8 protein-coding genes are annotated in these 20,261 nt (G+C 55.2%); 4 read left to right on the plus strand and 4 right to left on the minus strand.

Annotated elements, in window-relative coordinates; all coding sequences use genetic code 11:
- Positions 1–18: 18 nt before the first annotated feature.
- A complete protein-coding gene (locus SH292x_RS05320; RefSeq protein ID WP_442485849.1) occupies positions 19–1,269 on the plus strand; it encodes a DUF1552 domain-containing protein in 1,251 nt (416 codons plus the stop codon).
- Between the two features lie 489 nt (positions 1,270–1,758).
- A complete protein-coding gene (locus SH292x_RS05325; protein WP_442484548.1) occupies positions 1,759–3,189 on the plus strand; it encodes a right-handed parallel beta-helix repeat-containing protein in 1,431 nt (476 codons plus the stop codon).
- Positions 3,190–3,291: 102 nt separating this feature from the next.
- Here the strand turns inward: SH292x_RS05325 and SH292x_RS05330 are convergent, their stop codons facing one another.
- Entirely contained in the window at positions 3,292–6,561 is a 3,270-nt protein-coding gene (locus SH292x_RS05330; RefSeq protein ID WP_442484549.1) for a family 78 glycoside hydrolase catalytic domain, read from the minus strand.
- A 772-nt stretch (positions 6,562–7,333) separates the two neighbouring features.
- Here SH292x_RS05330 and SH292x_RS05335 point away from each other — a divergent pair.
- Both SH292x_RS05335 and SH292x_RS05340 read left to right on the plus strand, forming a co-directional pair.
- Complete coding sequence (locus SH292x_RS05335; RefSeq protein WP_442484550.1) at positions 7,334–9,613, plus strand: alpha-L-rhamnosidase-related protein; 2,280 nt, start codon at positions 7,334–7,336, stop codon at positions 9,611–9,613.
- 204 nt (positions 9,614–9,817) lie between these two features.
- Positions 9,818–10,777, plus strand: coding sequence for a phytanoyl-CoA dioxygenase family protein (locus SH292x_RS05340; protein WP_442484551.1), 960 nt, complete (start codon positions 9,818–9,820; stop codon positions 10,775–10,777).
- Positions 10,778–10,833: 56 nt separating this feature from the next.
- Here SH292x_RS05340 and SH292x_RS05345 read toward each other — a convergent pair whose 3' ends face one another.
- From SH292x_RS05345 to SH292x_RS05355, 3 genes are all read right to left on the minus strand, one after another.
- A complete protein-coding gene (locus SH292x_RS05345) occupies positions 10,834–13,716 on the minus strand; it encodes a glycosyl hydrolase (RefSeq protein ID WP_442484552.1) in 2,883 nt (960 codons plus the stop codon).
- A gap of 43 nt (positions 13,717–13,759) precedes the next feature.
- Entirely contained in the window at positions 13,760–17,959 is a 4,200-nt protein-coding gene (locus SH292x_RS05350; protein ID WP_442484553.1) for a right-handed parallel beta-helix repeat-containing protein, read from the minus strand.
- Positions 17,960–18,186: 227 nt separating this feature from the next.
- Positions 18,187–19,287, minus strand: a complete 1,101-nt coding sequence (locus SH292x_RS05355; RefSeq protein WP_442484554.1) for a hypothetical protein — start codon at positions 19,285–19,287, stop codon at positions 18,187–18,189.
- Positions 19,288–20,261 lie beyond the last annotated feature (974 nt).

The raw sequence follows: 20,261 nt of genomic DNA on the forward strand, positions 1-20,261 counted from the left end.
CGCGGCTTGGGCGTGACCATGGCGCTACCGTGGTTGGAGTCGGCAAGGGTATGGGGTTACGATACCGTAGAACCGCGGAATGCTAATCAAGCGCCAACGCGGCTCGCCGTTCTATTCTGTGGCAATGGCTTTCACGCAGGAGAGTGGTGGGCCAGCGGCGATGGAGCGAACATGGAGCTGGGCAAAGTGCTCGAACCACTCCGCGACTTGACGGATAGAATGCTGTTCATCAGCGGCCTTTACAACGAGGAGGCCCTGAAAGGAAACATTCACAGCTCGCAAACCGGCAACTTACTTTCGGGTGCTCCGATAGCGTCTGGTGGAGACATTCGGTCTGGGGCGAGCTTCGATCAAGTGGTAGCGCAGAGCCTTGGAAATACAACAAAGATTCCAAGCCTTGTACTAGGTTGCGAGAAATCGAATCCAGCCGTCCACAAGAACTATTCAATGCTCTACAGTTCTCACATTTCTTGGGCATCTCCAACGGCGCCAACTCCACTTGAACTCTATCCAGCGTTGGCGTTCGACCGCTTGTTCAAGGACTCCGCCTCCCAGGCCGACAAGAGCGTGTTGGATACCGTACTCGCAAGCGCTCACGACCTGCGGCGTAACATCAGTGTCAATGATCAACGAAAACTGGACGAGTATCTTGATTCAGTCCGACACGTCGAGCGTCGGATCGACGATGCTGGCACACGTGGCGAGTTGCAGGGGTGGAAGCCTACGCTTCGAGAATCCAATATGCCTCGCCCGAGCGAGGGTATTCCGCAAGATATAAGCGAGCACATGCGGTTGATGTGCGACATTCTCGTACTCGCCTTCCAGACGGATACAACACGCATCGCAACATTGAAGCTGAATAACGACCATTCTGCTCTGCGTTTTCCTCATCTAGGCGTCGATTACATAACCCATCATTTGCTGTCACACAGCGACACGCCGGATTGGTTGAAGGTAAACCAGTTCTTTGTGGAGCAGCTCGCTTACATCGCGAAGCGACTCGATGCGACTCAGGAAGGCGAGCACACGGCGTTAGATAACAGCATGCTAATGTTTTGCTCGTCCATGCTAACCGGGCAGCATGATGCCACGCAGCTTCCGGTCGTACTACTTGGCCAAGGCGGCGGGAAGATTCAAACAGGACGAACACTCGACTACAGTCAAAGCCCAAACCGCCAGATGTGTCGGCTGTACCTGTCGATGATGGACAAGATGGGAGTGCACCGCGATAGGTTCGGCGATGCAGATGAGCCGCTATCCGAAGTGTAATGGAGTCCCTAACGAGACCGCCTGGTGTCGTCGTTTCGGAGGAAGGCCAAAATGTCAAAGAGCCCGTATCCTTCACATGCGAGCCGACTCGACAACCGGAGTGCGTGGTGCAGGCCAGAAGAAGGATGGATAGATCACGGAGCGTCTTCTTCTACTTCGTTGGTCTGGTTGCGTACTCCAGTTAACACGAGTTGTCCCCGACCACATCAGTGCAGGCGAACTTAATGATACGGAGTGTAGCTTACGGCGCTGCCCTCCATTCCAAGGACTCTCAGCGGCCGCGGAAGGGGCTATTTGTCGAAGCGCTGAGGAAGAGAGTTGAGAGCGTATTCCGACACGCGACCGTTACACCGGGTGCGGTAGCTGTCATTTCCCTCGTTGCGATCTAAAGTACCTTGAGATCGCTCCAACAGAAGGCGTATCACTATGAGCTTGAGAAGGTTGTCTATTGTCGCTGCCGTTCTACTATTGCTTATCTCAGATCCTACGATGCTAGGCGCTCAAGAGGCCACACTCCGTTCGTTGGGAGCCAAGGGAGACGGACACACGGACGACCGCGCCGCAATTGAGTCCGCAATTCGACAAGCAAAGGGCGCGATCCTCGATGGTGAGGGGGCTACCTACGCTGTGCATGGAAACATCGTGATTCGCACCGATGTGCACTTGCGGAATGCAACCTTCGTGCAAGTCATGAAGCCTATCGATGTTAGCCAGTACATACCTTCCGCTGGCGGAAGGGGAGAGATGATTGTTGAACCACCTGAGGCCTTTCGGTGGAATGTTGGGTCGCTACCGGTGTTGCATGCCAACGGCCTCGCGAGCTACTCAGAAGATACCGAGCTCAGCAGCGACCAATCGGACGCGGTTCTTCGCACGATCAATCTAAATACCCTCGAGATTGTTGGTGAGAACGACAAACCTGTTTCGGTCAAGCTGGAAGCAATCGTCGTTCGGCGCGGGGAGCACGCGTCTCTTGGTGACGACAATGCGGCGGGAATCTACCTTGCCAACGCTAGCCCCATCACTTTAAGTGACATTGAGGTCACTGGCGACGGGAAGGGTTGCGGCGTGTCTATCCGCGATTGCTCCGATGTGAAGATAGAGCGGCTGAACATCCACGATATGAACTGGGCTCCTTACATCGGCGATAATGTATTCGAAGTCGCATCGGCGAAGAGCATCAAAGAAGATTTTGGATGGAATAATTTTCCGCTTTATCGTTTCGACAGAGGCCTCAAGAAGTTTGTACGGGCGCGCGTCCGGGAGCAAATCGCTGGTCTGTACATCTCGGCGACCAATAACGTGCAGGTGCTCGATTCGACCATTGCGAGACTTCAAACGCGGATTGGTGACCAAATGTATCCATTGCAGGCCGATGGAGCCACGCTGACTGGCGTGTCGAACGTGCTGATTCGAAACTGTCAGTTCTCGGAGGTGTGGGAAGGCATCGACCTTACTGGTCAGCTTAGCGAGAACTTCGTGTTCGAAGATTGCACCGCTAGTGACACTTTGACGTTTGGGTTCAAACTAGCGCACCCAAAGCGTCACGGCAAGCTGGTTAATTGCACTTCGTATCGAGCAGGCAATACGGCCTTTGTTATGGAATCTGAGGTTGAAGATATTGAGTTTGTGAACTGTCACGCGAGAGAGACGGGAGCAAATGGATATTGGACGAAAGAAGGCCACGAGCGCCTTGCCACGATCAAAGGCTTTGGAATGTCTACCAATCCCGAGCAGAGTACTCCGGCGAGGGTAAGTTTCGTGGACTGCTCGGCGGAAAATATTGAGTCTCCGCTCGTTATGGATTTTGGGTTCTTCTGCGAAGACGGTATTGATCCGGCCACACGAAGTATTGTTGCCATCTCCTGCACAGTAAAGGGCGAGCGGGTAAAGGGCATCCAAGGGATTGTGGTCGAGTAACTTGTCCGAAGGATTTGCGTTCTCCGAGTATCGGACTACGAGTCTCCTCTTCCTCGGGGCGGTGCATCATATGGCTTATTGCACCGCCCCTTGGGAAGGGGATTACTTTGCTGGGATCGTCGCGATCCGTGCAGGGAAATCGAACATGTACCGACCCGAGGGCAGCTCAAACTCTACCCACCCATCCGTCGCCCGTGATTGGACTTTCAAACTTGCCAACGGCTTATCGTCGACCTTTATTGCGCTCGCGTCGTCGGTTGGCAGGCGAAACAGCGTCGTCGTATTGGCGGGAGTCTGCGCTACTAAGTGCATCTGGCCATCGGAGATCGTCCAATCGGTACTGATCGGGCCTCGGATGCTGTCGTAACTCGTTCGCGCTGCGGTTACGGTACCGCCAGGTTGTGGGGCGATAACAACTTGGCGGTAAGCAGGGGCTCCGCTGCGAATACCACCAATATTCTCAACCATCCAGGCGTATACGGAACCAAACGCGTAGTGGGAGAACGAGTTCATGTGAGCATCTTCGAAGCCTGTCTGAGGAGTCCAGCCATCCCAATGCTCCCAAATGGAAGTAGCACCCTGGGTCACCGAGAACACCCAGCCGGGATAGCTATTCTGCTGCAGAATCGCGTAGGCCGCGTCGTTGCGATTGATCGAAGCGAGAGTCGGCATTAGATCACGAGTGCCGACGAAGCCAGTCGACATGTGCCAATCGCGCTCCTGAATTCGCGTCAGTAGGTGTTGCTCGACTTTAGGTCGCAACTCTTTGGGGACCAAGTCAAAGCTGAGTGCTAGGACGTACGCGCATTGGCTGTTGCACTCGATTCGGCCGTTCTCGTCGACGTACTTGTTCGTGAAACCCTGCTGGATTTCAGCGAATAGTTTGTCGTAGCTAGCGGCATCCTGTTCGTATCCGAGCTCACGCGCAATCTTCGCCATAAGCTGGGTGCTGAGTCCGAAGTAAGCGGTATAGACTAGGTCTTTGGGTGTCTCGTCTTCTACGTTTAGCCAGTCGCCAAAGCAGTGGAACGATTCTGGGGCAATACCACCTGGTTGACTCCGGTTCTCGCAGAACTCGATGAATTTCTGCATCGACGGGTAAAGCTTCTTCAATAGGGTCTTGTCGCCATACACTTGGTACATGGTCCAAGGGCAGATAACCCCAGCGTCGGCGTAGCCGGGCCCGCCATCGGCGTTAGTCACACACAGAGGTGCGACACACGGATACTGACCATCCTCGCGCTGAGCGTCGACTACGTCGATCATCCACTTGCGGAAGAAACTCTGAACGTCAGCGTTCAGGCACGCAGAAGTCACGTAGAACTGTGCGTCACCGGTCCAGCCAAGGCGTTCATCTCGCTGCGGACAGTCGGTCGGCACCTCAATAAAGTTAGCTCTCTGCGTCCAAAGAATGTTGCTTACGAGCTTGTTTAGTTGATCGTCTGAGCAATGGAACTCGCCCGTCTCGTCCAAATCCGAAGTGTAGGCCACAGCCGTCAGCATGTCCGCTGTCGGACGCTCATCTACGCCAGTAACTTCGGCGTATTGGAAGCCATGGAATGTCTGCCTAGGCTGCCACACCTCTATGCCATCGCCTTTGCATGTGTAGTAGTCAATCGCCCTAGCGGTTCGCAGATTGGTCGTGTAAATGGTGCCATCTTCGTTCAATCGTTCGGCGAATCGAAGCTGTATCCGCTGCCCAGGCTTGCCGCGGACGGCTAGCCTACAAACACCAGCGAAGTTTTGACCAAAGTCAAATACGTAAACGCCGGGTTTGGGCTCCGTAATTTTGTCGGTCTGCCACTCTTTGAATACTACAACGGGTGGCGCAGGGTGGGCTTCTAGAACGGGGTCTACTTCACAATCCGCAAACACAGGCTTCCAAGAACTGTCGTCGTAGCCGGCCGAGCTCCACTTGCCGAGTTCCTTGCGGGCGTCATACTCTTCGCCCATTAAGATGTCTGCAACAGTTGTGGGGCCAAGCGACCGCCGCCAGCCTTCGTTGGAAGTGATTGTCTCGACCGTGCCATCCTCGTACTCGACGTCTATCTGGGCCTTCAGACGCGGGTGTTCTCCCCAATGGGCCCGGAGGCCTCTCCAGCCAATATGTCCGCTGTACCAGCCATCGGCCAATATGGCCCCCCACGCGTTGTCTCCAGGCGTCAGCATCGAAGTCACATCGTAGGTGCGATAGTAAGCACGCTTCTTGTATTCGGTCCAACCCGATCCGAAGAGATCGTCCGAAACTCGCTCGCCATTGACGTAAACGTCTGCCCAACCCAATGCAGTGACTGACAAAGTGGCGCGGCGTACTCCCGATTTGATGGAAAAATCATCTCGCAGGTAGTGGGGCGGCTCCGTCGCCAACCGCGTCGTGCGTAAATGTCCCCATGGAGCGTCGCCATATCGCCCTGCTACCCAAACATTCTCGTTATCTTTCGATGTCCAGAGCTTGGGATCGGTTGCCTTGGTTTGACGAGCGAACTTCCACTCCCCATTGGTGGTGAATATCAACGGAGTTCCACTTTTCGGCTGAACGACTAGTTTGACACAGGCCCCGGGTGGCCCCTCGTTGTTCTGGCGAACCATCATGCTTACCTGATTGTTGCCAGGATTAAGTTGTGAGCGCACGTCGACTGACAAGGGCTCGTCGCGAAACATAGTCTGCGTCACTTCATGGCCGTTTAGAAAGACACTAACGATCTCCCCGCCTACCGCCGTGAGCCACGCCGACGCGATGTTCACATCTTCTGGCAAAGTCCATTTCGTAAAGAACACGCGTTCACCATTGTCGCGATCCTCTTGCTTTGTCCAAATCCAGTCGGCACCCTCGAGGTCCACTAGCGGATTCTCGGCAGAACCAGTGGCCCCCCCGATCCATTTAGCTTTCCACGAGGTGTCGCTCAGCAATCCGGCCGACCACGTGGCCTGCTCACTCCAACTGGAAGGAGTGCCGCGATCATCCCAGACTTGCACTTTCCAGTAGACTTGTTCGCGGTCGCGGAGCGGCCTCCCTTCGTAAGGCGCTCGAATCGTCTCATCGGATTCTACGCGTCCGCTATCCCACAGGTCGCCACGATCTTCAGCGAGTTTTTCGGGCGAACTCGCGACCAGAATGCGATAGGCGGTCTGCATAGCACCCCGACGATCAGAAGCAACAATCCAACTAAGTTCGGGTTGTTCCACTCCGATGCCCAGCGGATCGACGAGGTAATTGCAACGCAGTCTTTGTGCAGAGAGCGCGGCATTGCTATTGCTTTCGGCCAATATCTCGGACGCGAATAGAGCGGCGGCAACCACCAGGGCGATAGTTTTCAGGCCCACATGAACACGGGTCCAACCGATCGAGAAGTCGCGAATGATTTTGAACATGAAATGACACTCCGCTTGTGTGAACTCTGGAAACCGCAGGCATGCCGTTAGTGGCAAAGGTGAGCGACGGACCCAACTCCGCAAGTGCGTATTCAACCATTTAAGTTCGCAGTGCGTGGTTCTGTGGGATGGCACCGGAAAAGTGATGAAAGCAAAGAACGCAAGCATCTGGGACGAACGAACAGACCAGCTAACGAACGAATAGTGACTTGCACCAACCCCCAGTTAGCAGGGTGGGTCTGGCAGTCTTGTCAATTTTTACCATCGCACAATGGGTCCCATTGCGCCTATGTAAAATCGCTCAAAACTTATATCCGTTTGCGTACACTGATCTCCATGGTCACGACCGGCCCCTTCGAGAGTTGTCCTGCGCGGGCAGGGGTGTAGCAAGCCCTTGTTTAGAATGGTTAGGTGACTTTGTGGATACCTTTGTGACGAAATGTTGCATGGACAGAGTTGCCGTCCGTAGCGAAGATCGTGAGTAAGGTTAGCTTTTAGTTCATTTGGTTCCGGCGAGTGCCTGGCTCCTACTCTGCTATAACTCATGGAGTAATTGGCTGTCGCGACGAGCGATCCTTTCGAGGATCGATCTTTTGCGTCAAGAGTTCTCTGGGCAAATCGCTCTCGCCTTATCCCCATCTCCGTACGAAAGCGATCAATGCATCCATCACTTCTCCTTACCGTTTTTCTTAGAGGTGGATGGTTCAGTGTTGTGCTCTGGTCCCTCGCGGCCTGTTTGGACCGAAACGCCGTTGCTTCCGAGCCGCCATACATGTGGCTGCCTGGCGTAGCCGCTGGAGATAAGGACTATCATGTCGCCTTTCGCGGAGAGTTCGAGCTACACTCCGATCAGCCTGTTTGCTTAAAGGTATTTGGCGCTTCCTGGTTCGTTGGCTGGCTCGACGGTGAGTATTTGTGCGAAGGTCCCGCTCGTTTCACCGCCGCGTGTCCGGAGTATCAAAGCTACACGCGAACCCTCAAGAAGGGAAAACATACGATTGCATTCCAGGTCACTCACACCGGAGAGGTGACTCGCATGCTGAAAGATGTGGCACCACTCGTGTATTGTGTGGTGGAATCGCAGTCCAGCGAGATCCCCGTCGCGTGGAAGTGCATGCTACTGGATGGTTACTCGTCACAGCTTGCAAGAGTCAACAAGCAACTTGGATGGGTTGAATGGTGTGACACCCGAAGAATCCCCGTGTGGCAGTCGCCAGATTTCGACGACTCGGCGTGGGTCACGCCTGAGCGAGTTGATCGCACGCTAGGGCCGCTTAGACCTCTGAGCACCCGTAACACCCAATCCATCACGCAAGTAGTCACGCCTAGTGATGCTGGGAACTTGGTCGAGATGTTCGGGTATGAGAAGGATAATCCAGCCGCCCAGTTCTTTCTACGAGAGCTGAATCCGCAGTCGGTAGCCACGCCGCTCCCGCCGCAAGGCGTGTGGCGTCGTTACGACCTGGGACGCGTGCGACTGATGCGACCGCGCTTCGAAATCGACCTTCCCCCTGGTGCGGTGGTGGAGTTTGCTTACAGCGAGTCGCTCTATCATGGACGGGTCTCGCCTTGGATTGCCCTTTCCTCAAGCGACTCCTGCAACCTTGACCACTTCGTTGCCCGTGGTGGACCGCAAGAGTTCTTTCCGCTTGCCCCTAAAGGTGGGCGGTTCATGGAGGTGCACGTGCTGGCACCGCCCGAGAGGGTGAACTTCATTCGGGAGGAAATTGTCGAACGCATCTACTTTGGAGAGCCGGAGGGGTCCTTTAATTCTGATGATGAGCTGCTTAATCAGGTGTGGTCGACGGGAGTTGCCACGCTTCGTGCATGCTCAGAGGACGCTCTGACCGACAATCCCACGCGGGAACGGGGACAGTGGACGGGCGATGTTGTCAGTGTGGGGCTCGACCTTACGGCAGTAGGGTACTCGGATCTCTCACTATTGCGACGTGCCCTTACCCAAAGTGCAGCGTGCGCCGACGAACAGGGAATGGTAGCTGCTGTGTGTCCTGGTACCACCTACTACATCCCGACGTTCGCAGCGCAGTGGACCGTTGCTTGTGTGCACTATTGGGAGTTAACTGGCGATCGAAAAATCCTTGAAGAGTTGCTTCCGGCCGCCAAAAGAAACGTTGCTGCTTTCAAGGCGAATTGTACTGCGGATGGCCTCGTGTTCGCCCCGCGTGATGCACTCATAGGTGCTTTTGTGGACTGGGGGTATGTTCCCAGCCCTGGCGTCTCGGATATGGGAACCAATTTGCAGTACTTGGCCTGCTTGCGGGCCATGGTGCGATGGTGCAACGCCCTTAACGATGACGACACGTCCTATTACGAAGGTCTTGCACGCCATATGGAGACGATCGTACGCCGCTACTTCGAGCAAGAGCTTTCGGGCTCAACAGATGCCTGGCAACGAATAGGCTACCATCGCGCGGCGTTTGGTCTGAAGCTCGGGCTGTTCGATGAGCAAGAAGAGCGTGATTGCGTCGAGTACTTGAAGCAGCACATGTTAAGCTGCTTTCCTAACAACGCCACTGCCCCACGCCTAAGCAATCCCGAGGTTGGCGATACGCAGCTTGTCACGCCCTACTTCGCACACTTTGTGTTGCCAGAGTTGATTTGCCGAGGCGAGTTTGAGTTCGTGCTCGACCAGTACCGTAAATGCTGGGGATGGTCGCTAGGCGATGGGCGAACAACTTGGCTTGAAGTGTTCGACCCTAGATGGAGCCACTGCCATCAGTGGGCCGGTTCGCCAACTTGGCAGTTGAGTCGCTATGTACTAGGAGTTACGCCGAGGTTCGATCTCGGCGAACGTCACTACGAATACTCTCTGGTCCCTTGCTCCCTGCAGCGGGCTTCGGGCACCGTTCCTCTGCCAGATGGCAGTGGGGTTCTGCAGATTGAGTGGGAAACCAGAGAGGGGAAGCGAAGCTATCGCCTCAAAACTCCTGTGCCGATCACCCTCCATCTTCCGCCATCTGCTACAAGCATCGCGCCGCGGGTCGTCAAGATCGACGACATCTGGGAGCACGACTTCCCAGTAGAAGAGTGAGCTGTCGGACGTAGGGTCGCTCGTGCAGATGGTATTTCGCCGGTAGCAAATGACTTAATTCGATACAGTTTTGCCGATGGGTTGAATGTACGCGCGGGGCAGGAGTTGCCATGCTAGATCGAGCGGGGAGTATGTGTCTGGCGCGCCAGACTCGCGGAGGCCCACGGCCTGCTTGTCGTGAACGGTGGAAATGTAAGGTGTAGTATGATTGTCGTGGAAGCGAAGCGACACTTCGACGAGCTGGGTTTCGTGGTCTTCGAGGGCGTGTTGGATCCGCTGCGCGACCTCCAACCGGTGATCGATGATTATGCGGCCCTGCTAGACCGACTCTCCAAGCAATGGGTGGCGGAAGGACGGCTAGGGTCGACCCATGCACATCTGCCATTTGTCGAAAGGCTCACCAGGATCATGGCGGAGTCTTCGATTAACGTAAGCCGCTACTTGGACATTTCGTTACCGGATTCTCAAGTGTATGTTGACGAGCCGATGCATCTGAGCGATCCGATTTTTCGGCTCCTTACCAATCCAAAACTGCTCGACATTGTGGAAGATTTCGTTGGACCCGAGATCCTTTCAAACCCGGTGCAGCACGTCCGAATTAAGCCACCTGAGAAGTCCGTGCAAGGTAAGTTCGAGCAGGACTTCCTGGTTCGGCGGACAGGTTGGCACCAAGATCAAGGTGTTATTCGAGCCGACGCGGACGATACGCCTATACTCACCGTGTGGATACCGATTTGCGATGCTACTGAGAATAATGGTTGCTTGGCCGTAATTCCGGGAAGCCATCGACGAGGCCTTGCTCATCACTGTCCTGGAGGTAATGGACTAACGATTCCCGAGCGACTACTCGAATCGCAGGCTATGCCACTTCCGATGAAGCCTGGGAGCATCCTTTGCCTACATCGACTCACCAAACACTCATCGCTTCCAAATAACAGCGATACCGTGCGATGGAGCTTCGACCTGCGATATCAACCGGACGGATTGCCGACAGGGCGAGACGAGTATCCCAGCTTTCTGGTTCGGAGCACGTCAAGACCTGAGGCGGTGGTCAGTGACTTCAACGAGTGGGTTCTACTTTGGCAATCGGCGAAGGAGCGCCTTTCGCACGCAGACCGACAGGTCAAACATCGTTGGCCTCAAGACGCGCCGGTTTGCGCTTGATAGCGACATGGACGTTGCGCGCCGCTCTCGATAGCTGTTCGCTGATTTGGGCGGCGTTACTCGTTTGCTGGCAGCAAATCACTGGGGGCCACTTTGCGTTGTGCATGCAAAGTTACGGGTCCCACGAGCCCCGAAGGGATTGGCTTCCAACCGCTTGCGTCGAACGGTTGATACAGGATGTCCACAAAAAGGAACTTCTTCCAGTCGACGCGCCGTCGATCCAGCTCCGCCACCCGGTTTGCCGGCAAGTTCGCCACTTCGATTTCAAGCAAGTTGGACCCGGCGCGAACCGCAGAAGTTATATCAGCTTGATATGGTGCGATAATCAACTGACTGACAAGTTTGCCATTGAGTCGCACAGTTGCTGAGTGGTAGACGTCACCGAGATCGAGCATCCAGCGTTCTGCCGCTGGATCTCTAACCTCAAACGAAGTCGTGTAGCGAGCAACGCCCGAGAAGGACTGGAGCGTGCCGCTGTTATCTTTCCATTGTGTCCAATCGATCAACTCGCTTCGTGTGACATCCTCGGGCAGAGTTGGCCCGCCCTCAAGGAATTCAATCTTCCAGGGTCCTTCTAGCGGCCTTGATCCTACCTCCCGCACATACTCCCAATCTGCATAGGTACTCGGTTCATCGGTTACCCTTACAATCAAGGAGCTAAGGAGATTCATCTGTACAAAGAACTCCAGCTTTCCGTTGTGCAATCGCGTGGTTGCCCGCCCTACTTTGGCAGTGGCCGGGTCGAATAATACGATGTGCTCACCTACCGCTGTTACGGGTACCCACGTCTCAAGTCGATTGCCTGAGCGATTCAAGATAAAGTAGAAACTGCCGGCGGCGTCTTTTCGGCGGATGAACTGAAGCCCCATATCGACCATCGATTCGCGCCGCCCACCTGCCTGATCAACCATTGATTCGAGGGTCGTCCCCATAATCACACGCCCAGAGGGAAGAGGTTCGGCTCGTGACGCCGGCGCCTTGTGTAGCGTGCGGATCTCGCGCATAGCTTCTAGCAAGCTGGCCTGGCGGCGTTCGCGGTCTCCTAGGCCGGGAACCGCAGAGGCGGGAGAGTCTCCGAGGATGACAGTCGCCCCTTCGTCGACCAGTCTCAAGAGGTGATGAGCAGTACGGTCCGGCATCACCTTACAGGAGGGGATAAGGATTGCGCGATACTGTGTGCCTGCACTGGTGAGTTTGCCATCGGTGACGGTCAATGTTCCGATTTGTCGGTCGGAGATGCAGTCAAAGGTGTAACCTCGATTTACCAATTGGCGGGCAGCGGCTGAAAAGCCAGGCATCAATTCATCGATCCAATGGTGAGCATGATGGACCCCCGTGTATTGAAGAAGATCACGCTCGCCTTTGTCGGTTACCCAGACATCGTAGATGGGCAGGTATACAAGCAGGTCGTTGTCAGGCTGGCCTGATTGTAGCCATGCTTGGCAACGCGCTATGTAATTGCACAGCGCCGGCATGTCGCGCCAAGCCGGCATGTAGGGGCCAATGTTCGTAGATGCGTACCACAACCAGCCTGGCCACTCTACGTCGGCAGGAGAGTAGGCCGCGCCATGAAAGAAAATGTGGTTCACGCCCATCAGGAACATTTGATCGGCCTGCGCCTTCATGTGCCCTAAGGGAATCTTAAAGTGGTCGCCAAGCCAGGTGCAGGTCTCACTGCTGCACCGCTGTCGCCCGGCGACGTGTGCGGCTGACGAGGCCAACTTGCAAGCCAGCACGTCGGGGGGGCCCCCAACTCCTTTCGGCACTCCCTCCACAGGTTCGAGGCCTAAAACGTCAAGCCAGCCCGTGCCAAACACTTCGGTCTCGGGCATATCAGCAAGCGCGTATAGGTCCAGCGGATTGCCGGGCGAACCATGTGCCTCGTTGCGTATCTTCATTCCCCGCTGATGGGCCCAATCGACCCAAGTCGTGGTGAAATCGTCGTGGATCAGATCGGCGATTGTCTCCCGATAGTCGGATCGTACCAGCCTTGCGACATCCGACGTGTCGCTGATCGATAGCTGGTGCAGATGCCGGCGTAAGTCGTACCCCCGCCGACGCTGGAACTCATCGAAAAGGTGTGGCGTCCAGTTCGCTCCCCAGTTTTCGTAGGAGTCGTTGTACATGCTGCGTACACGGACGTCGCCGGACTCTTGGAAAGCCTGATCAAAGTGCCGCAGATACTGCTGGATTGCCGGCTTGCTAAAATGGTCGAGAGTGGGGCCCTCGCCACCTGGCGCAGCTCGCTCAACGGGCAACCCGGTCGGAGTTTGGAAGAGTGCGGTTAGCTTCCATCCGGCGTCCGGTGCTGTCCACTTGAGGGTGCCGTTCGAATCCACTTCGTCGGTTAGCTCTAGGGCGTCTCCTTCCGGACCGTAGGCCATGAGGACTACCAGCGAACAATCCGCAAACCCCTTCGCCTGCGGGCGAATTGATTCCCCAATCGGCACGCCAACTGGCGGAGAAAAGTCTTGCAGAGTGAAGCGGGCCGCAACGTGTTGCGGCTCTACCCACGGACCGCCAAACGGCCAGCCCGTGCCGGTGGTAATGTCGACGCCCATATCCAATCGATTGGCCTCGTCGACACAATGTGATAACAGCTCCATCCAACGAGGGGAGAGGAATGGAACGTATCTCTCCTCGACACCCTGAACCCCGTATACCGGAATAACGTGAACGCCACCAAGTCCCGCCTTGTGGTACTGTTCAAGGTGGCTTGTTATCCCCGCCTCATCGACGGCTCCCCCCATCCAATACCAGTAAGTCCATGGTTTGGAATCTGACTCGATACGTGGCCAAACGTCACGACCCGACTGCGAAGTAGCGGAAGACACCGGCTCCGCAGCCATGGTGTGCGGTGATTGGCAGACGCAAGTCAGGCTCACGAATATCGAGAGTAAGGTGCGCGGCGTGGAACTGAAGAGATGATGTTGCACCATACGTTTTCTATCTCTAGCAATCGTTTGAGTTCCGCATCTGTACTCACACTTCGACGCCTTCGCCGAGGTGATCAGTCCGAACGATCCCGAACGAAGGAGGATCGGGGGCAAGCCCTGTGTCTTCTATGTTGCTATGCACTGTATTGCTGTCCTCTTCGGAGGGAACGTTGATGTACGCTTCGAAGGGTGAACCCGAATTGCTAGATTCGGCGACAACTATGCCCCGCTGTTCGTCGTTATCGTAGGAGCGGTTGTTGATGATGGTATTGTTGCGGACGCGGTCGGACCCAACCTGGGCCGCCTGTAGGTGGATCGCTGCGGGGGTCGACAGGGCGAAGTTCGTATCCCAGAAATCGAGGCCAAATCCTTGTCCGATGCCAACTAAGATGTTGTCTTGGATCAAGTTGTCAAACGACCCACCGTAGCTGGCGACGCCTGCACTAACCCAAATGCCAGTCAATCCGTTGTTGCGGAGGTAGTTGCCTTCGACCACGTTATTGTTGGAGCCATTTACCAGTTTGATACCAGCCGAATGGATCTCGTCGATGAAGTTCCCAGCAACAGTCAGGAAGCTAGAGGATCCCAAATCCATTCCTTGCCCCGTCATGGAGACATAATTGTCTGTGACTGCTCCGCCGACGCTGGCGATAACCTGGATAGCCGAGGACTGGTGCACCCCTTTGATTACGGCGGTTTCGAAATCAATGGCTACCGGAGTACTCTGAATCACGCGATTGTTTTGCACGGTAACATTAGAGTTGCCCACGAAGTTGACGCCTACACCGAATACTTGATCGTGAAGACCAGGCTGCTCGGGGCTCTCCTCGGAACGAACCACTTGATAGTTCTCGATTAGTGAGTCGCGAACGGTATTGTCGGAACCGCCTAGCAGACTAATGATGGGTGCCCGCGATGCACTGTCTAGGATATGAAGGTGTTCGAAGACCAAGTCGCTGGCGAGGTCGGTGCGGATGATCTCATTGTTGGAGTTTTGAGTCTGCGGGCGCTCCATGGTGAAGTTCGAGACGGTGATGTTCGACTCACCATCGACACGAAAGATAACCGTGTCGGTCAATGTCTCCAGTTTGGACACGCCAACTTCATCGCCGCGAAGCGTCTTGTTGGAGGGAATGAAAACATGCTGTCCAAAGTGATAAGTGCCGGGAGGGAAGTAAAAGCTGTCCTCGAGGGCTGTGTTCAATGCGTTTTGCAACGCGACCGAATCATCGACGCCATCGTTGGGGATGATGCCTAAAGTGGTCACATCAATACCCTTCTGGACTGCCGGCGACGGATTCTTCTGCAAGATACCCATGTACATAACACCGGAGCCTAAATGGGTGTGGGTTGCGCTACCAAATTCGTCCCCGCCGGTTGCAATTTTGTATCCCCCGAACCCGTCCGCGCCCGACAGTGCGATTTCCTGTGCCTTGATAAAGCCATGCTGGGCAGTAAACGTACCTTCGTTGGCGACCGTGGCTGCGACTAGCACCAAATCACCAGCTTCGGTCGACCGAGGCGAGGTGTTGATCGTGCTCCCGCCCTCTTGGGTCCCCGAGTCCTGATCTCGGATCGGCTGCGGTTGGTAAATATTGGTCGCAAACACACTGGAATAGTTCACCGAGTCGGGGGTTGTATTCCAGGTGACAGCAAATTGTCCGTGCGCGGCCATGTTGATCTGGTCTTGCAGCAAGATCCACGCCGAGACGTAGGTCCGAACGCCATCCGCCGTGGCGAGCCTGTCATTTAGCTTCGTGAGTGAGCGACCACCGTAGGTCACTGCGGTGGCGTTCACGTCGGCATCCGCATCTTCAGCGTAAGTGAAGAAAACAAGTGCGCGATTGAGAGCGATCAGTTCCTTTTCATGGGTTAAGCCAACAGCCCAATCGCCAATGATCGCGGCATCACCGGTGCTGGCTGGGCCGAACTGTTCGGTGATGAACGCATTGTTGGAGAAAGTATTGTTTCCGGACCCCTCGCGGATGTAGATGTAGGTATAGCCCAGGGAGTTGTAGATGCGATTGTCGGAAACAGAGGTCAGCTCCGCATTGTTATCAACGTATATGCCGCTAATGGCGATCGGCAGTCGATTGTTGGCTGCGATGTTCCATATTCCCCGCGAGCCCGTGTTGACGAGGTCGTTATCGATTATTTCGTTACCTACCGATTGATTGATCGCGCTGTGATCGCCGACCCATATGCCAACTGCCGCGTCGGCTATGTAGTTCTGGGTAATGAGACTGTCTTGCGATCCGATCACCTTCACACCAAGGCCATAAGCCATTTGCAGGGTGTTATTTCGGAGCGTAATGTTGTCGGATACGAGAATGTCGACCAGTTCGCCGCTATTCCAGATACTGTTGAACTCTACTAGTACATAAGAGCAATCGCTCAGCGTGATGCCGTCTGCCTGGTGAGTCTGGGGGCCATAGCTGGGGACCAGCTCCGAGATGGATGCTCTTCCAAGTGGACCGACATCAATGTTGTGAATGCGGTTGTTGGTGATGCTACCATTGATTGAGCGGGTGACTCGTATTCCGGCTGGCGAATCTTGAATCATGTCAGATTCGTAGCCATTGGGGTTGGACTGGTTCATCAGAAAATCGTGTACGTAACAATTGTCGATGACGAAGTCGCTACACTCTATCAAGTGGATGCCATATCGAACGCTGTAGTTTTGGATTTCGACGCCCGCGATGGTTATATCGCTACGATTGTTGGCGATGATACCAACCGCGTAGCTACCATCAATAAAATCCTTATCGATGGCTAGGTCTTGGATCACCACTCCATCGCCGGTGATCTCAATCGCGTAGTTATCCGTGGTCGACCCCGTATCAAAACGTACCCTTAGCACCGCCGGAGGACCGGACGAAGGTCCGTATAGCTTCCGACCGGCAGGAAGTCTCAATTTGGAGTCCAGCCAGTATTCACCTGCGGGGAGGTAAACGGTCTCGTTCGCATCAATCGCGCGCTGAATCGCTTGGCTGTCGTACGTTGAATCGTTGGGTTGCGCTCCGAAGAAACGCACGCTGTCGTACGGTTCGTCCTCGGGAACCGTCATTCCGAAGTTAGACTTCCAGAGAGTGTAGTCGTTAACGTCCACCTTTCCCGAGCGATCGAAGTCGGCGCTCAGTTGGACTTGAGAGCCGAGCGTGTCTCGCCATACGGTGTAGTCTGCAAGGCCTACGACTCCGTCGGCGTTGGCATCGCCCGGGAAAACTGGTACGTGTGCAACCGAGTAACTCAGCAGGTCGGGCGCGGAGGCCGAGCGGTTGACGAAGACGTCGCCCTGGGTAAACCCGCCCCCCGCCATGCCTGAGGAAATCTCAAATTCCGCGTGCTCCGAAAGATTGGCAGAGAAAGTCTCGGCAAGAACTACTTTCGCGGCGGTCAGATTCAGATCGCCACCACCGCTGAGCGTGTTGGGAGGACCGTTAGTGTTAATGGTGCCGGTGAGGGTGATCGTGTTGTAAACGACCGAGTTGCCAGCGGTTGGTGCGATGCTGTTGACGGGCTGCTGAAGCGCGCGTAGATGGACGTTCCCGACATTGGCCTCCGTGCGATACGCTCTGGTATCGATGTCGCCAATGAGGAGACGTTCGCCAGTGATATCAATGTCTCTTGTCGAACTCCCACCGGCGCTAGTATCCGCATTTGCGAGGTAGTTGATGTCGACGAGGCCTTCGGAGTTAATCTCAATCCGAGCAGTTGTCGCGTCGTTCACACGAAGGTCGATAGTTCCGAGCACTATGTCCGCACGCGAATTGATCACTACTGATAGCGAGTCGCCAGTTGTCCCGTTTGTTACATAGTCGCCGTTGATAATTCGCCCGGCCCCCGTACTGGAGCCTCCCAACATGTTGTTGTTCATGTTAAGCGTGAAATTGGCCGCGGCAAGGTTTCGGCCCCCCCGGCTGACGTCGATCGTGCTTGTCGCATCGCCAAAGAACAAGCCACCAGTATTTGGCGCAAAGCTCCAAGTAATCGAACCGCTCGGCTGGTCGGCAGGGGAAGGGGTGGGATCATCCAAATAGACGGTCACCCCGGGTGCAATGGTGATGTCGGTGGGAATCGTGTAATGACCATTAGCTAGTGTTACGCCGTCTGCTGCACGGGGGTTAGAAACTCCGTCCCATATCTCGTCGCTATAGATTGTGATGGAAAGTAGATTACGTACTTCCAGCCCCTCGAATCGCAGTTTTCGATGATCCCGGCGACCGCGCCTGTTCCAGCCTGCCATAGATGCTTACCGCCTTTCAACGCTTCCGCGAGTCTCTGCCTTGACACACTTATGGGGCCCATCGGAATGTTTTCGATAAGGTCGCGGAAATGGTTCACTCCTGATCCTACAAGCAACTGTTCGCGGACCCTACAAAAAAGGTCCGCGAACAGTGATGATGGCCAGGCATTTACCGAACTAACGCCCGTAAGCCATGCCAGCAAGAGGCCAGCATCGCTCCTTCTAACTCATCTTGCATAACGGGAGCGAAGTCCGCCATAGGCGAGCCCCGCAAGAATGACCATGGCGAGGGTTCCCGGTTCGGGAATTTGGCTATGCGCTACGTTGAAGCTAGCTTGGTTGCCTCCGGAACTCATGTCCATAAAGAGATCGGATTCGACAAACCCAGGGATTAGCTCACCAACATTGAACGTGGAGGTGCCAGTTTCGTTGAGCATTGTGGAGAACCCGCTCGCGAGTACCACCTTGACGGCCGTTACGGTCAAGCCACCATCCGTGCCATCGGGAGCCGGACCATCGGTGTTCACCAAGCCGGTAAGAGTGACGATGTTCGATGCGGCCGAGTTGGAACCGGGATCATTCGGGTCGAAACTTGGCGCACCGAGTCCCGTAATGGAGATCGGACCGTTCGTCGGATCGCTATTGGTGCGAGCGGAGTAGGTGCTAATGTCACCCACGGTGACATCGTTCCCGCGAATCAACACCGGGCCACCACTCGCGCCCCCGGTGTCAACGTCGATGGTTGAGATCGCACCAATATTGATGGAGCCATGCGCTTCGATCTCTAGAGACCCAGACGCAGCATCCCGTTTGGAGAGGTCGATTACGCTTAGGTCGATATTCGCTTGCGAAGTGATGACAACTTGGCCCGGATCGCCCGTTTGGCCGCCATTCACGAAGGCGCCGTTAATAATCCTTCCTCCACCTTGGATGTTGGTCGCCCCCATCACAAGCGTGAAGGTACTTGGATTGGGAACTTGGCGGGTACCAGGGTGGATGTCGATGGCGCCCGAGGCTCCACCAAACACGATGCCGCCACTGGCCGCAGAGAAATCAAAAGTGATGCTGGGGGATGGTGTGTTGCCGGGACTGTCCCACGCATTGGCCGGGTCGTTCAGGTGAATAGTTGCGCCGCCCGGAATGAACATCTCTTCCGAGAAGGTGTACGTATTGGTGGATAAGTCGAGAGAGGCAAAGGCCGGGTAGGGGTTGTTCACGCCGTCCCATATAGATCCGTCTGCGACTACAAATGCCTGGGAGGCGGAGAACGTGTAGGCCGTGCCCCACGCCACCGCGGATAAGAGAATAGATGTAAGAATTCGCTTCATTGGAACTTGCGCCTCCGGGTGATACATCAACGAAAAGTGAAAGCTTCCGCTAGTGCTTGGTAGCGATAGTGAATGCTCGTGCAAGCCAAAAATATCAATCGTCGGCAGCCATCCGCTGCCTCCGCATCGATAGTGACAGGAGTGAAGAAGAGTGCCCCGCTGGGCCGCCTTAGCCAAGGGAGTCGCCATCGATACTTTCGTGGGCACAAGGACGATGAGAGCCCAGCAATTGTTTCATTTGGCTAACCTCTATCGATCCATCCTAACTCTGTGGATGGGTGGGTAAATGCAACGGTTTGCCAAATACATATCCATTTGCATCAGGTGGGCCCAGTTATCTCCCGATCGGCGACATCACAAGGTAGCAGACGGCCTAGCTGCATTTCCCGCCCCACCACGCGCTTATTCGCCCCTCGAAGAAGAAATTTCGCTGGTGGCGGACGGCACCCAGTGAAGCGTAGTGTTGATGCAATCCGAGCATGCTCAGCGTGTATCGCAATGGCGCAGAGTGAGGGGAATTAATGGGGCATTGCTCAATCTGGATACTAGTCGGTTCGCAGTGCAGAGGACGAGCCTAGGAAGCTTGACCAAGATTTCGTGGCGAGCAGTTTTCCTTTGCTTTCCAGCTTTCAACCGTTGTTATGCCGGCCAACTTAAATTGAAGGGGTCACCTATCGCCCATTTAGCATGACGCAATTCTGACACGAAGGGCGGGCCATGTTCGCGCCACGTGACCAAGTGCTCGACAGCACGGGCATCTATGGCGAGGGGTTGAGCCTGTACACGCTCATCCAGCAATCACACGACGGCGGCGACAGAAACAGCAAGCTCGCTCAGAAGATTCGGGGAGAGCTAGGCGGCATGATGGCGAGACGCCGTGCACTTTCAATTGTTCGCACAGAAACCACGAACGCCAAGAACTCAGGCCACGACGCATCGTATCAGAAGTTAGAGGAGATCCTCGGGATAAGCAC

The sequence above is a fragment of the Aeoliella fuhlenseeensis genome, from assembly GCF_052161615.1.
Lineage (GTDB): Bacteria > Planctomycetota > Planctomycetia > Pirellulales > Lacipirellulaceae > Aeoliella.

Excerpts from the sequence above, each read along its gene's own strand:
- SH292x_RS05335 (WP_442484550.1), top strand. The coding sequence starts at position 7,334 with ATGTGGCTGCCTGGCGTAGCCGCTGGAGATAAGGACTATCATGTCGCC.
- SH292x_RS05350 (WP_442484553.1), bottom strand. The coding sequence starts at position 17,959 with ATGGCAGGCTGGAACAGGCGCGGTCGCCGGGATCATCGAAAACTGCGA.
- SH292x_RS05345 (WP_442484552.1), bottom strand. The coding sequence starts at position 13,716 with ATGGTGCAACATCATCTCTTCAGTTCCACGCCGCGCACCTTACTCTCG.
- SH292x_RS05320 (WP_442485849.1), top strand. The coding sequence starts at position 19 with ATGGCGCTACCGTGGTTGGAGTCGGCAAGGGTATGGGGTTACGATACC.
- SH292x_RS05340 (WP_442484551.1), top strand. The coding sequence starts at position 9,818 with ATGATTGTCGTGGAAGCGAAGCGACACTTCGACGAGCTGGGTTTCGTG.
- SH292x_RS05330 (WP_442484549.1), bottom strand. The coding sequence starts at position 6,561 with ATGTTCAAAATCATTCGCGACTTCTCGATCGGTTGGACCCGTGTTCAT.
- SH292x_RS05355 (WP_442484554.1), bottom strand. The coding sequence starts at position 19,287 with ATGAAGCGAATTCTTACATCTATTCTCTTATCCGCGGTGGCGTGGGGC.
- SH292x_RS05325 (WP_442484548.1), top strand. The coding sequence starts at position 1,759 with ATGCTAGGCGCTCAAGAGGCCACACTCCGTTCGTTGGGAGCCAAGGGA.